Below are 15,131 nucleotides of genomic sequence, written 5' to 3' on the forward strand. Positions count from 1 at the left end.
ACCTCTAAGTGTTAACGTAGGTGGTGGGAGTATGTCACAATCACTACATAGATATTCTACTACAATACTACTACTACTATAAAAAACTATAATTCTCTATAATACTAAATACAAATAATAGATTGCGAAATACTTGAAACAAGCGCTTATGATGCGTTATAAATCTCAATGATACAAAGAACCTCAAACTTCGAATCTGAAGGTCGGGGGTTCGAATCCCTCAAGGCGCGCCAAGCAAAAGCCTGTAATCGTAATGATTACAGGCTTTTGTGTTTTTTGACACTATGTGTAGAATACTACGAAGTATGCCACTTTTAATTAAATGTCACTATTTGGCATAAAATGTGTATACAATTTTTTAGGGTTTTTGATGCATCTTGAACAACACGATTTAAATCATGACTATAAATAAATGTAGTTTTATGTAGAAATTTAGAAGGAAACCACGAAATTATATAGAATTATAATATTAAATGCTAGGCATATAGAACTATAGAATTATAGACATGGGATTGAAGACCTGATGCTTACGTTTTTTAAATTTTATGTGTATACTACAATGGTTAAAAAGACGGGATTGGTTTGAATTTTGGATAGGTTTTAAGGAGGTTGCGTAAAATGGAAAAATCATCATATAAAGAAGTTAATTTAAAGAACATTTCAATTAGAAAAATTATAATTATATCTTTCGTTATATTGCTAACAACCACAGTTGGGATCATTAGTTACATAACGTTTTCAAGTTGGAGAGAATCAGCAAATGACACCATAATAAGAATGGCCGATGACTTGAATCGGGAAATAGTTAGTCAGATCGAGACATTTATGAAGGGTCCTAAGCAAATGATTGAGGTGAATCGGAGACTGATAGAAAAGGGTATTGTCGATATAGATAATGAGGCTAATCGAGAAATGTTTTTTGTTAATGCCATAAATAGTCATGATGGTGAGGGTGTATATAGTTTTAGTTACGGAACTGAATCAGGAGAATATTATGGTGCCCGTAAAAATAAAAAAAATGTCGTGGAAATAATGAGGAATAATGAAGAAACTGGAGGTCACTCATGGTATTATTCTGTAACGGAAAATACAACGGCAGGAGAACTTGTGTTAGAGGCGGGTAAATTTGATTCTAGAACCAGAGCTTGGTATAAAGCAGCAAAAGAAACAAAGGGACTGGTATTCTCTCCGATTTATAAACACTTTGTTATGGATGACTTGACAGTGTCCTTAGCTGCTCCCATTTATAGTGAAGAAGGAGAACTACAGGGTGTCTTAGGTTCTCATATAACCCTTTCAAGAATCAATTATTATTTAAAAGAAATTGTAAAGGCTAACAATGCCTTTGCAGTTATTGTTGAAAAGAATTCAGGAGAGTTGATTGCCAATTCTTTAAATTTAGCGAATTTCAAGACTTCTACAGATGGTGATTTTGAAAGATTGCCAGTGAATGAGATTGATAACAAAGCAATCGTGCAAGCCTATAATAATTACATGAATGGTGATGTAGATCATATTAAAATAGATTATGAAAAAGATCGGCTGCATATAAAGTATATTGAATATCAAGATGAAGGTTTAGACTGGCTAGTTATTACTGCAGTGCCTGAAAGTATTTTGGTAGCAGACATTATGGATACTATTGAAACTGCTTTTATATTGACCATTTTGGCTCTTTTTATATCAGTATTGATTTTCTTGAAACTGACTAAAAAGTTTATCGATCCGATAAATAGTTTAATTGATACCCAGAAGAAATTTGCCAGTGGTGATCTGTCAACAAGGGCAACTATCGAAAGAAATGATGAAATCGGAATGGTTGCTAAATCATTTAATCGTATGGCCAATACCATATACGACTTTATCAATACCCTTGAAGAGAAAGTAAAAGAAAGAACATGGGAACTTGATGTTTCAAATCGAGCCTTGGCAGAAAACAAAGATCAGCTACAGTTGATTCTGGATTCAACGGCGGAAGGAATATATGGAATCGATTTAAATGGAGACTGTACATTTATTAATGATAGTGGTGTAAACATATTAGGATATAAGGACCAAACTGAGCTGATCGGGAAGAACCTGCACTTACAAATACACCATAGTCGCAAAAATGGCACTCCTATGACCGTAGATGAATGTAGCGTCATCAAGGCATTATTAGAAGGAAAAGGAACCCATGTGGATGATGAGGTGTTTTGGAAAAAAGATGGCACATGGTTTAGCGTGGAATACTACTCATATCCCCAATATCTAGAGGGGGAGATTGTAGGAGCTGTAGTAACCTTTATGGACAATACAGAGCGTAAGAAAATGGAACAAATGATATTTAATGAAAAAGAGCAGTTTAAAACGACGCTACTATCCGTGGGAGATGGTGTCATTTCCACAGATAAGCAAGGTAAAGTTACTGTGATGAATTCAGTAGCAGAAAAACTGACGGGATGGACACAGGTGGAAGCTTACGGGAAGCCCTTGGAGGAAGTACTAAATATCATAAATGAATTGACTAGAGAAGTCTGTGAAAATCCTGCAAAGAAAGTGCTAGAAACAGGGAATATTATTGAAATGGCTACTCACACCATGCTGATTTCAAAAAATGGAGATGAAATACCAATAGAAGATAGGGCTGCCCCAATAAAGGATCGTGATGGGAATATAACTGGTGTTGTTATTGTATTTATGGATTATACAGACAAAAAAGAAAAGTTAATGCAGATAGAATATCTAAGCATGCATGATCATCTCACCGGGCTTTACAATCGTCGGTATATGGAAGATGCCATTAGTCGATTAGACACAGAGCGGAATTTGCCTCTGACTATCATGGTTTTGGACGTAAATGGTCTCAAACTTGTTAATGATGCTTTTGGCCATGAAATGGGAGATCAGCTTCTAAAGATAATTACTAGGGTAATGAAAGATGTTTGCAGAGCTGACGATATAATAGGGCGAACTGGGGGAGATGAATTTTTGATAGTTCTTCCTCAAATAGATGGAATACAAGCTCATAAGATAAAAAAAAGAATTAAGGAAGCGGCTTCTACTGAAAAATTGGATTCCTTGATTGTCTCGGTAGCCATAGGGTATTCAGTGAAAATCAATAGCCATGAAAGCGTGGAAAGTATCATGATTAGTGCAGACAATCAAATGTACAAAGATAAATTAAAATACGGAAAGCTCATGAGAAGTCAGACCATTAAGAGCGTGATTGACAACATCAATTTGAAATATGACCAAGAGCAAATTCATATAGAAAGAGTATCTAAGTACTGCCAGGCAATTGCAACAGCAATGAGTTTTAGTGAAAAAATGATAGGGCATTTAAAAACTGCTGGGGAATTGCATGATATTGGAAAGATAATCGTGCCACCTGAACTCTTAAATAAGGCGGAAAAACTAACGGCGAAAGAGTTTGAGGTAATCAAAAGGCATCCGGAAGTTAGCTATCAGATACTAAAGTCGGTAGAGGAGTATACTGCATTGGCAGAAGATGTATTGTATCATCATGAACGATGGGACGGGACGGGGTATCCTCAAGGGTTGAAGGGTCAAGATATTCCGCTAAACGCTAGAATTATTACTGTAGCCGATGCCTATGAGGCAATGACTGCAAAACGGGCATATCAACAAACAAAAAGCAAAGATGAAGCGATAGTGGAACTTGAAAAGTATGCAGGTACACAGTTTGATCCTGATATTGTTAAGGTATTTGTTGAAAAGGTCTTAGGTAAAGAAGGTGAAGGTGAGAAATGGAACAAATAATTGAGGGGACTATATAGGTTTACCGGAAAAGACATCTAGTTTGTAGATGTCTTTTTTTTGAAGACATTGCGGTTGTACTATGGGGATGTCAGCCCTTTTAATGCTTCGGTGGTTGACACAAAAACCATATAGAGGTATTTACCTACGATATAAAGGGTATAGATAGGATATTTATTTTTGGAAAAATATAGTTGACTTATTTGTTAATTATATGGTAACATATATATGAAAGTGATTATCATTTTCACTACGTGAGGATGAACTCACTTATATATTACATAGGGGGGAATGGTTATGATGGCTAATATGATTATGCCAAAAAAGAAAGTATCTTTAATACTTTCAGTACTCATTATTTTATCATTATTTAGTGTGACGGTAGTTTTTGCACAAGTAGAACAACTGGAAATTATGGGGGAGATGGCTCATGAATTAGAGGAAATTGCTCATGAATTAGAGCATGTTTATGAATCTTTACAATTGATGTCCTATACATTAATCGGAATTTTACTTTTATTAGCAGCACAGGTAGGAATTCAATATGCAGAGTTTAAGAAAAAAAAGTAATATTTAAATAAGATGAAACAGTAAAAAAGCCTTAGTTAAATTTGAGGCTTTTTTATTGTTTTTGCAAAGTACAAAGTACTTTACAAAGGAAAAAAGATATGATAAGATATGAATTATGAATTGTGAAACATGGTAAATATAAAATATTACTACTTTAAGCAAGGGGAATTGCGAGAAAATTACGAAAAACAGAATAGTACTGACGGGAGAATTGGAGTGTCAACAATAGATAGCACGATATCAACTATGTGTTGTTTAATTGTTGGTTTTTTTGTGCCATTTTGAAGGAAAATGAAAACGTTTACTCAAGTGATTCATGTGTTCAACAGGCTTATATTTAAGAGATGATAAGGAGATTCTCAAGGGATATCTCAGGCTGTATCAAGTCTAAGTGAAAACGATTTTTAATTGACACTATCCATAATCTGACTGGATTGACAAGTCAAACCCCAAGTTGTATTATGATAGAGGATATTTAAAATATATTGTAAAAAAAGGGGGAAATTTAATGAAAAAGTTTTGGACAATCTTACTAGTACTAGCTATGACTTTAACCTTAGCGGCATGTGGTGGCAACGAAGCTGATGCACCTGCTGGTGATGTGGATGCCGATGCACCAGCCGCTAATGGAGAAAAGAAAGTGATTATGGTAAGTACAAAATTTGTTGATGATGAGCAAACTGCTATATCATTGAAAAAAGTAGTTGAAGATATTAATGAAAGAAGTGAAGGTTCACTAGAATTACAATTGTTTACAGGTGGTATTTTACCAATAGGTAAAGATGGTATGGAACAGATCGTTCAAGGTTCTGACTGGATATTGGTAGATGGTATAAACTTCTTAGGAGACTATGTGCCAGACTATAATGCTGTAACTGGACCATTTTTATACCAAACCTTTGATGAGTACTTGGCTATGACACAAACTGATTTAGTTCAAAATCTTAATGAGCAACTAGAGCAAGATCACGGTGTAAAAGTACTTTCTCTAGACTGGGTATTTGGATTTAGAAGTATGATGACTAACAAACCAATCCAAACTCCAGATGATATGAATGGATTAAATATTAGAGTCCCAACCAGTCAATTATACACATATACCATAGAAGCAATGGGTGGTAACCCTGTTTCAATGCCTTATCCAGATACGTATGCAGCAATTCAACAAGGTGTAATCAATGGAGTAGAAGGTTCTATCATGACTTATTATGGAACGCAACAATATGAAAATGTTAAAGAATACTCTTTAACAAACCATTTACTAGGTGTTTCTGCAGTGACAATTTCACCTAAGCTTTGGGATGCTTTAACTGAAGAACAACAAACAATTATTGCAGAAGAGTTCCAAAAGGGTATGGAAGAAAACTTAGTTGAAACCATTAGATTAGAAAAAGAGTATGAAGTTTTATTAAAAGAAGAAGGCGTGAACTTCCACGAAGTAGATGCTGACGCTTTCCTTAGAGCTGCAGCTCCAGTTTATACAAAGTTTGATAGATGGACTCCAGGTATCTATGAAGAACTAGTAAAAGAATTAGAAATCATAAAAGAAAATTTAAAGTAATTTATCTTGTTGTTATATAGCAAGTAAAAAAGTTGGAAGGAGTAAATCTCCTTCCAACTTTAAAAAAATATAGTTTATAATCATGACAAATAAGCGTCATCGTTTGATATTTTAAAATAGTATTAATCTTATAGGAGGTAGCCATGAATAATTTGTTGAAAAGATTTGGAAAAGATTTTGAACTTTATGTAGGGAGCTTTTTCTTATCGATAACCTCAATTATCGTAATTATGAACGTATTTACTAGATACTTTTTACGGTTTACATATAACTGGGCAGAAGAGGTTGCTGTAGGGGCATTTGTCTGGACTATATTCTTAGGTTTTGCTAGTTCTTATAGAAGTAAGAATCTCATAGGTGTAGAAGTGTTAATGAAGTTGTTACCTAAAAAGGGAAGAACTGTAGTGGAATTTTTCACTGCTATGATGGTAACTATTTTATCTAGTATTATGTTTTACTTTAGTTATAAGTATGTAGCGGGATCTACAAAGATTACTGCAGCCTTAGAGCTGTCTTATTCATATATATATATATCCATGATCATTGCTTTTGCCCTTATAACCCTATATTCAATTTATTTTTTAGTACAAAGTTTCAAAAAAATATTTTCAGATGAAAATGTTGAAAACTAGGAGGTGAAATAATTAATGGAAGCTCTTTATCCAGTTATCGTGCTATTTATTTTGTTTTTTCTAAATATACCAGTGGCATTTGCTTTGATGGGTTCTTCACTATTTTATTTTATATTCATTAATACTTCTATGCCTATGGAAATGATCATTCAACAGTTTGTCACATCAGTAGAATCTTTTCCGTATTTAGCAGTGCCATTCTTTATTATGGTAGGTTCTGTAATGAATCATTCGGGAATAAGTGAAGCATTAATGGACTTTGCGGACGTTTTAGTAGGACATACTAAGGGTGGATTAGCTCAAGTTAATGTATTACTAAGTGCATTAATGGGTGGTATTTCAGGGTCTGCAAACGCAGATGCAGCTATGCAATCTAAAATATTAGTCCCTGAAATGGTGAAAAAAGGTTTCTCAAAACCATTTTCAGCTGCAATCACTGCTGCCTCATCGGCAATAAGTCCGGTAATTCCACCAGGAACAAATCTGATTCTGTATGCATTGATTGCAAATGTTCCAGTAGGCAATATGTTCTTAGCTGCATATATGCCAGGTATATTGATGGCTACGGCTTTAATGATAACTGTTCATATTATTTCAGTAAAAAGAAATTATAAATCCAGTAGAGATAAAATGCCATCTTTTTCAGAAATTTTTAAGCAATTAAGAAAATCAATTTGGGCACTGTTTATTCCTTTTGGAATCATTATGGGAATGCGATTTGGTATGTTCACTCCTACGGAAGCAGGAGGAATCGCAGTATTGTTTTCTATACTGGTAGGGTTTTTCGTGTATAAAAGATTAAAATTAAAACATATGCTGCCAATATTAATGGATACAGTAAAGGGTACTGGTGCAGTTATGATTATCATCGCAAGTGCTAGGGTATTTGGTTATTATCTTACATTAGAAAGAATTCCACAAATGATAACTGAAACACTTGTGGGTATGACAGATAGTGCTTTTGTATTATTAATGGTAATAAACATACTGTTATTATTTGTAGGAATGTTCATTGAAGGCGGAGCAGCATTAGTCATATTAGCCCCGTTGTTAGTACCGGCAGTTAGAATATTTGGTGTAGATCCTGTACATTTTGGAATTATATTTATTGTAAATATAATGATTGGTGGATTAACCCCACCATTTGGATCGATGATGTTTACCGTTTGCTCTATTGTAGATGTTAAATTAGAAGACTTCATAAAAGAAGTGTGGCCTTTCCTAATCGCATTAGTCGTCGTACTAATACTAGTGACTTATTCTCAAGGTATCGCATTATTTACGCTAAACTTATTTGGATAAGCTTAGAAAGATAGGGGGAGGTAAAAATTGGATATTCTAAAAGAGAAAACTGTATATCTATTAGATATGGATGGAACGATCTATCTTGGAGATGAATTAATTGATGGCTCAAAAGAATTTCTTGAAACGATAAAAAAGCAGGGGAAAAGATATATCTTCCTTACAAATAATTCGTCAAAAAGCAAAGAAACATATGTAGAAAAGCTAAATAATTTAGGCATACAAGCTTCACAAGAAGAAGTATTTACTTCAGGAGAGGCTACGACGATGTACTTGAAAAAAGAAAAAGAAGGCGCTAATATTTATTTACTAGGAACGAAGGCTTTAGAAGAAGAGTTTAAAAGAGAAGGATTCATTTTAGAAAAAGAAAGACATAAAAACATAGATTATGTCGTATTAGCTTTTGATACCACATTAACTTATGAAAAATTATGGGCAGCATGTGAATATATATCTGAAGGGGTAGAGTACATAGCCACACATCCAGACTTTAACTGTCCTTTGCCTAATGATAAGTTCATGCCAGATGCAGGTGCAATGGCTGCATTAATAGAAGCTTCTACTGGAAAGACGCCAAAAGTAATCGGTAAACCCAATAAAGAAGTGGTAGAAAGCATTGCCTCGAAATATGGTTTAAAGAAAGAAGATATGGTAATGGTAGGAGATCGACTATATACAGATATTAAGACTGGAAAAAATGCAGGCATAGCCTCTGTATTAGTTTATTCTGGTGAAACGAAAGAAGAAGATTATAGAAAAAGTGAAACCAGAGCAGATTATGTGTTTAACTCTGTAAAAGAGATGATAGACTTATTATAATATAGAAACAAAGTACCATATATAGAATAATATAATTACAAAAATATATTTTGGCCGAGAATAGGAGAGCCGTGGAACTTAATCTATTTTAAATAGATTGTGGTGACGCGGCCTTTTTTATTTAAGGATTTTCGTGTTTATGGTTTATAAGATTTGAAAAGGGAGGAATAAACAATGTATGATATTACAGTCATAGGAGCCGGTATAACGGGGACTTTTATAGCCAGAGAACTTTCAAGATATCAATTAAGGGTGTTACTGGTTGATAAGGAAAATGATATCGCCAATGGAACAACAAAGGCAAACAGTGCCATCGTTCATGCAGGATATGATGCCACAGAAGGAACATTAAAAGCTAAGTTAAATGTAAGAGGAAATGAACTCTATGAAAAGGTATGTCAGGAGTTACATGTTCCATTTAAAAGAATAGGATCTTTAGTTTTAGCCTTTAATCAACAGGAGGTGGAAACTGTACAAGAATTATTTGAAAGAGGCATCAAAAATGGTGTTCCTCAAATGGAAATATTAGATAAAGAAAGTGTTTTAAAGCTTGAGAACAATTTAAGTGAAGAGGTAGTGGGTGCACTCTATGCCAAAACAGGTGGAATCGTTGGACCATGGGAATTAGCCATTGCATTAGCAGAAAATGCATTGGAAAATGGGGTAGAGTTGCTACTTAATAGTCCAGTAACTGATATGAAAAAAATAGCAGGGGGTTACTGTATTACAGCTGGGGATAGAAAGATAGAAAGTAAAATCATTATAAATTGTGCGGGAATTCATACTGATGATATTAATAATATGATAAATAGCCCAAGCTTCGAGATCTTACCTAATCGAGGTGAATACAATTTATTTGATAAATCAGTAGGAAACGTAGTGAATAGCGTGGTTTTTAGATGCCCTTCGGAAGCTGGTAAGGGAGTATTGATTATGCCTACAGTTCATGGCAACTTACTGGTTGGTCCAACATCAGAATATGTAGAGAATAAAACTAGCGTTGAGACGACCTTTGAGGGACTCACTTTTATTAATGACCATACGAAACATACATTGAAGGAAATAAGCTTCCAAAATGTGATTACTTCCTTTACGGGATTAAGGGCAAAGACCAGGACCCAGGATTTTATTATTGAAGAATCAAAGGAATCTCAAGGATTCTTTAATGTAGCAGGGATTGACTCTCCAGGCTTGACAGCTGCTCCTGCCATCGCGGAGTATGTCATAGAATTAGTAAAAGCAAGAATAGAGAATCTAGAAATTAAACAAGATTTCAATCCAAATACAAGACCCAATATTCACTTTATGGAGTTGCCTGATAGTGAGAAAGCAAAGCTTATTGAAAAGGACCCTAGATTCGGAAGAATCATTTGCCGTTGTGAAAACATTACTGAAGGAGAAATTGTAGATGTGATTAAAAGAAAGGCAGGAGCAACAACATTAGATGGAGTAAAGAGGAGAGCGAGACCAGGTTCAGGAAGATGTCAGGGTGGATTCTGTGCTCCCAGGGTCATGGAAATTCTTGCGAGAGAGCAAGGGACTGACGTTGCAGAGGTTGTAAAGGATGGTCTCGGTTCTTATATATTAACAGGAAAAACCAAGTAGTAAAAATATATAGATGGGTAGGAGGAAACATTTTGTTACAATATGATATTGTCGTAATTGGTGGAGGTCCTGCGGGGCTTGCGGCTGCCATAGAGGCACGAAAAAATGGAGTCAAAAAAATATTAATAATAGAAAGAGACAGAGAATTAGGTGGTATACTACAGCAATGTATCCACAATGGGTTTGGGCTCCACATTTTCAAAGAGGAATTGACTGGTCCAGAATATGCAGAACGGTTTATCAAAGAGCTGATTACCATGGACATAGAATATAAACTAGATACAATGGTCCTAGAGGTTTCAGATAGTAAAGTGATTACAGCCATGAACGCAACAGATGGAATACTTCATATACAAGCTAAAGCAATAATATTAGCAATGGGTTGCAGAGAAAGAACCAGAGGGGCCATTAGAATACCTGGAACCAGGCCGGCAGGGGTTATGGCAGCTGGAACGGCTCAGCGTTTTGTTAATATTGAAGGTGATATGATTGGAAAAAGAATCGTTATTCTTGGTTCGGGAGATATTGGACTCATCATGGCAAGACGTCTAACTCTTGAGGGGGCTGATGTACTAGCTGTTGCAGAGTTAATGTCATACTCAGGGGGATTAACAAGAAATATAGTTCAATGTTTAGAGGATTTTAACATCCCACTTTATTTAAATCATACAGTAGTCAATATTGAAGGACATGACCGAGTAGAAGCTGTAACCATTGCACAGGTTGATGAAAAGTATAAACCAATCAAGGGAACAGAAAAGAGGTTTGAATGTGATACGTTACTACTGTCTGTAGGACTGATTCCTGAAAACGAACTCTCTAAATCCGCAGGGATAGCCCTTGATAATGTTACGGGAGGTCCAATTGTAAATGAATCTATGGAAACATCTGTTGAAGGCATTTTTGCCTGTGGTAATGTTGTTCATGTTCATGATTTAGTAGATTGGGTTACGGAAGAAAGTAGAAGAGCCGGTAGTAGTGCTGCTAAATATATAAAAGGGCAGATACAAAGTAATTGTAAAACCATCAAACTCAAGGGGATAAATGGTGTACGATATGTTGTTCCTCATCAAATAAGATTGGATAATATAGAACAAACAGTTGAATTGATGATGCGTGTAGATAATATCTATAAAGATATAAAATTTGTTATTAAAAGTAATGGAGAAGTCATAAAAGAGGTAAAACGAAAACATGTTGCTCCTGGAGAAATGGAAACCATTAAATTAGACCTAAGTAAATTTACGCCAGGTGATTGTGATGAAATGTATATAGAAATTGTTGAAAAGGAGGCATAACCATGGAAGAAAAAGATATGATTTGTATTGTTTGTCCCTTAGGTTGCAAGTTAAAGGTGACTAAGAGTGATATAAGTCAAACAGGATACGCTGTTGAAGGAAACAAGTGTTTCAGGGGTGTGGATTATGGTATCAAAGAAATGACAAATCCCACAAGAGCATTGACAACAACTGTCGTTATATCCGATGCTTCTGTAAAAAGACTGCCAGTTAGAACATCTGGAACAATTCCTAAACCTCTAATCAAACAAGCAATGGTCTTAATTAATAAAGTCGAGGTTAAAGCACCAATCAAAGTAGGAGAGGTTATCATTAAGAATATTCTAGATACAGGAGTAGACATAATCGCCTCTAGGAGCATGTGTCAAAATTCAGAACATGAGGATTTGTTAAAAGCCTGTTTCCTTCAAGGATAAATTCTTATAGAAATAAGCAATATAAAGGAGTAGAGATTATTGATAAGCGATGGGGAGATTGTTTTAAGACTAATTTTATCAGCCATAGCAGGAGGTATTGTTGGCATGGAAAGAGAGGCCAACAATCGTCCTGCTGGACTTAGAACCCATGTATTAGTTACTTTAGGCTCTACCCTTATTATGCTAATATCTATGTATGGCTTTCAAGGACTCGGTGCGGATAATAGTGGTGGGGAGCCTGCTAGATTAGCAGCACAAGTAGTGAGTGGAATCGGATTCTTAGGAGCAGGAACCATTATGAGAACGGGAAATGATATTCGAGGCTTAACGACTGCTGCCAGTATTTGGGTTTGTGGGGGTGTAGGATTAGCTATCGGAAGTGGTTATTATGTAGGCGGGATTGCAACGACAATCATCGTCATGTTTACCTTAAAAAGTTTGGGTTTTATACAAAGTAAGTTATTAAAAAGCCAAAATAAATTATTAATTGTCCAGGGTAAAGAGCGGGCTGGGTTAATAGGTAACATAGGACATATATTAGGTAAAAATAATATTAATATTAAGTATATTAAGGTTAATAATGAAGATAACATTGAAGAAGATGAAGGTTATATGATAGAAATTAGATTTATGGTGAAGTTACCATCTAAATTTATAAATGAACGTTTTTTTGATGAAATTTTAGATGTACCTGGAGTAGACAATGTAATATGGGAAGGCGATTTAGAAGAAGCTTTTCTATACTAAATCCCAACCATCAGATATTATTTGTCAAATGGTAATGATGTTCATAAACCAAGGAATATTATAAAAGCGCTAATAGTAGAATAACTAAAAAAAGGGCTGTAGGGGATGAAATCTCCTACAGCCCTTTTCAGGAAAGTGCTTAGACAGCTTTGCTGTCGAATGTGGTTTCAATGGTAGTTACCTCTGCTCTTTAATCAATCCCGATCTGTAAGCATCCAAAAGCATTTCCAAATCCTTAACCTGGAACTTCAGTTTTTCACCGTCATCTGTATCCCGCACCCTTTTTCTTTCAACTTCCTTTTCTAACACCATTGTAGTAGAATGAATATCCTTCTCTTCTTCAATGGCTTTCTGGGTTGATTCGAATGGGTCATGGGATACTAGTAAAAGGCCGTATGAATTATAGATCAGTGTATAGCCTGCTATTCCAGTAGTACCTTGATAAGTCCTGGAAAAACCTCCGTCAATCACTAACAGTTTTCCATTTGCTCTTATGGGACTTTCACCTTCTTTGAGTTTAACGGGCACATGACCATTAATGATATGGGACACATCTGGATTGAGACCAAACTCCTCAAATATGATTCTACACATCTTCTCATTATCCTCTAGCTTAAAATAGGGATCTTTTTTCTCAACATGGGTTTCCTTATCATTTATGAAATATCTTTCGAAGGTGGTCATCTTATCTTTACCAAAGAGGGGGGAATCTGGTCCAGTCCATAAATACCAAGTGATATCCATACCATGCTGTTTTGCTATCGGATTATTCTTACGGAAATATGCTTCTCTTACTAAAATCTCTAACCTGTCGAAATAAGCCTTTCCGCTGTAGGAGATCCCGGATGAATCTATTGTTACTTTTTTAAAGCTACCATCTTCATTCATTGGAATGCCACCATGATACATCAGGTTTGAATTGAATTTTAAATACATACTACCATTTGAAAAGAGAAATCTCACATGTCTTTGGAGCTTTTCACTGTTTAGAAATGATGATTTTAACTTTTCCATTAATTCTTTTTCTTCGATAGTAAGTTTATAAGGATTTTTAGGGTTGATAGTTGGAAAATTAGAATCCTTTAGTTTATATATCTTTCCATCTATGTCAACTGTCCCATCTTCATAATTAATTTTATTTAATAAAAGTCTGTCCTCCATAGAAAAATGTGGTCGTCTATTAATGATTTCGCCTTCTAATTTAAACTGTATGATAGAGATCGCTTTATGCATCTTTGCAATAAGCTTTAAATCATTTTCGGTGTAAATGATATCGCTTTTAATTTTAGGCTTAAAAGCAGTGCAATCATCATCTTTATAAAAATCTAAAGCGAAGGTAGCTAAGGGAAGTAAGTTGATACCATATCCATCTTCGATGGTATTCAAATTGGAATATGTGGCGCATATTCGAATAAGGGTTGCAATACAAGCCTCACTTCCGGCTGCGGAGCCCATCCATAATACATCATGATTTCCCCATTGAATGTCAACGGAATGATAATTCAAAAGCGTGTCCATAACAATATCTGGACCAGGACCTCTGTCAAATATATCCCCTACAATATGAAGTCTATCTATCACCAATCTTTGAATCAGCTTTGACATTTCAATGATAAATTCATCGGCCCTTCCAATGCGAATGATGGTTTCGATGATTTCATTGTAATATTCTTCCTTGTCTAGCTCCTTAGGACCTCTGTGCATGAGTTCCTCAATTATGTATGCAAAGTCCTTTGGCAGAGCCTTCCTAACTTTCATACGGGTATATTTAAAGGCTGCCTTTCGACAGACCTCTACCAGTCTAGAAATGGTAACTTTATACCATTCTTCAATATTTTCTTCCTTCTTATGAATAAGATCTAATTTTTGTTCTGGATAATAGATCAGTGTTGCAAGGCTTTTTATTTCCGTCTCACTCAACAGATCACCAAAAACTTCTATTATCTTTCGTTTTATATTTCCAGAGCCATTTTTCAACACATGATTAAAAGACTCATATTCTCCATGAATATCAGACAAAAAATGTTCGGTACCCTTAGGGAGGTTCAATATAGCTTGTAAATTGATGATTTCAGTACTTGCTGAAGCGATAGTGGGAAATTCCTTAGACAAAAGTTTTAAATATCTCAAATCGCTGCCGAAATCTTGAATTACATCATTATTAGAATATACCATATAACACAACTCCTCATTCATCAAAAGTTCATATTAAATTATAACATTACTTTCCACATGATTGCTAATAATTAAACTATAAAGCGGGGTGAGTTGATGATGTTATTATCAAGGATAGCAGATATGCACTAGATGCATAGCCTCTTTACTAGAAATACCAAATATTGATTACAATAAGTTAATATACTTAACATCTAAATTATGATATAATAAAATGTAACATAAACGCTTGCCCAAGCGGAACAAA

At 35.0% G+C, this 15,131-nt stretch carries 11 protein-coding genes; 10 read left to right on the forward strand and 1 reads right to left on the reverse strand.

Annotation, left to right across the window (positions count from 1 at the left end; all coding sequences use genetic code 11):
- Positions 1 to 618: 618 nt before the first annotated feature.
- From AMET_RS24155 to AMET_RS04825, 10 genes are all read left to right on the forward strand, one after another.
- The gene (locus AMET_RS24155) at positions 619 to 3,762 is read left to right on the forward strand and encodes an HD domain-containing phosphohydrolase (protein WP_012062226.1); all 3,144 of its coding nucleotides are present in this window, start codon (positions 619 to 621) and stop codon (positions 3,760 to 3,762) included.
- A 294-nt stretch (positions 3,763 to 4,056) separates the two neighbouring features.
- Positions 4,057 to 4,329, forward strand: a complete 273-nt coding sequence (locus AMET_RS04785) for a hypothetical protein (protein WP_012062227.1) — start codon at positions 4,057 to 4,059, stop codon at positions 4,327 to 4,329.
- A 508-nt stretch (positions 4,330 to 4,837) separates the two neighbouring features.
- On the forward strand, positions 4,838 to 5,890 hold the full coding sequence (dctP, locus tag AMET_RS04790) for a C4-dicarboxylate TRAP transporter substrate-binding protein (RefSeq protein ID WP_012062228.1): 1,053 nt from the start codon (positions 4,838 to 4,840) through the stop codon (positions 5,888 to 5,890).
- 143 nt (positions 5,891 to 6,033) lie between these two features.
- Complete coding sequence (locus AMET_RS04795; protein WP_012062229.1) at positions 6,034 to 6,522, forward strand: TRAP transporter small permease; 489 nt, start codon at positions 6,034 to 6,036, stop codon at positions 6,520 to 6,522.
- 15 nt (positions 6,523 to 6,537) lie between these two features.
- Positions 6,538 to 7,824 carry a TRAP transporter large permease gene (locus AMET_RS04800; RefSeq protein ID WP_012062230.1) on the forward strand — a complete coding sequence of 429 codons (1,287 nt, stop codon included), beginning with the start codon at positions 6,538 to 6,540 and terminating at the stop codon, positions 7,822 to 7,824.
- Between the two features lie 27 nt (positions 7,825 to 7,851).
- A complete protein-coding gene (locus AMET_RS04805) occupies positions 7,852 to 8,643 on the forward strand; it encodes an HAD-IIA family hydrolase (protein WP_012062231.1) in 792 nt (263 codons plus the stop codon).
- A gap of 174 nt (positions 8,644 to 8,817) precedes the next feature.
- Positions 8,818 to 10,248, forward strand: coding sequence for an NAD(P)/FAD-dependent oxidoreductase (locus AMET_RS04810; RefSeq protein WP_012062232.1), 1,431 nt, complete (start codon positions 8,818 to 8,820; stop codon positions 10,246 to 10,248).
- 32 nt (positions 10,249 to 10,280) lie between these two features.
- Positions 10,281 to 11,546: an NAD(P)/FAD-dependent oxidoreductase gene (locus AMET_RS04815; protein ID WP_012062233.1), complete on the forward strand. Its 1,266-nt coding sequence runs from the start codon at positions 10,281 to 10,283 to the stop codon at positions 11,544 to 11,546.
- Between the two features lie 2 nt (positions 11,547 to 11,548).
- Positions 11,549 to 11,962 (forward strand): DUF1667 domain-containing protein, encoded by a 414-nt coding sequence (locus tag AMET_RS04820; RefSeq protein WP_012062234.1) that lies wholly within the window; start codon positions 11,549 to 11,551, stop codon positions 11,960 to 11,962.
- Positions 11,963 to 12,001: 39 nt separating this feature from the next.
- Entirely contained in the window at positions 12,002 to 12,709 is a 708-nt protein-coding gene (locus AMET_RS04825; protein WP_012062235.1) for an MgtC/SapB family protein, read from the forward strand.
- Positions 12,710 to 12,886: 177 nt separating this feature from the next.
- Here the strand turns inward: AMET_RS04825 and AMET_RS04830 are convergent, their stop codons facing one another.
- Complete coding sequence (locus tag AMET_RS04830; protein WP_012062236.1) at positions 12,887 to 14,884, reverse strand: fructose-1,6-bisphosphatase; 1,998 nt, start codon at positions 14,882 to 14,884, stop codon at positions 12,887 to 12,889.
- Between the last annotated feature and the right edge of the window lie 247 nt (positions 14,885 to 15,131).

Source organism: Alkaliphilus metalliredigens QYMF, assembly GCF_000016985.1.
Taxonomy (GTDB): Bacteria; Bacillota; Clostridia; order Peptostreptococcales; family Natronincolaceae; genus Alkaliphilus_A; species Alkaliphilus_A metalliredigens.

What these genes read in the sequence shown, in the direction of transcription:
- AMET_RS24155 (WP_012062226.1), top strand. Translation starts at nt 619, where the DNA reads ATGGAAAAATCATCATATAAAGAAGTTAATTTAAAGAACATTTCAATT.
- AMET_RS04785 (WP_012062227.1), top strand. Translation starts at nt 4,057, where the DNA reads ATGATGGCTAATATGATTATGCCAAAAAAGAAAGTATCTTTAATACTT.
- dctP (WP_012062228.1), top strand. Translation starts at nt 4,838, where the DNA reads ATGAAAAAGTTTTGGACAATCTTACTAGTACTAGCTATGACTTTAACC.
- AMET_RS04795 (WP_012062229.1), top strand. Translation starts at nt 6,034, where the DNA reads ATGAATAATTTGTTGAAAAGATTTGGAAAAGATTTTGAACTTTATGTA.
- AMET_RS04800 (WP_012062230.1), top strand. Translation starts at nt 6,538, where the DNA reads ATGGAAGCTCTTTATCCAGTTATCGTGCTATTTATTTTGTTTTTTCTA.
- AMET_RS04810 (WP_012062232.1), top strand. Translation starts at nt 8,818, where the DNA reads ATGTATGATATTACAGTCATAGGAGCCGGTATAACGGGGACTTTTATA.
- AMET_RS04820 (WP_012062234.1), top strand. Translation starts at nt 11,549, where the DNA reads ATGGAAGAAAAAGATATGATTTGTATTGTTTGTCCCTTAGGTTGCAAG.
- AMET_RS04830 (WP_012062236.1), bottom strand. Translation starts at nt 14,884, where the DNA reads ATGGTATATTCTAATAATGATGTAATTCAAGATTTCGGCAGCGATTTG.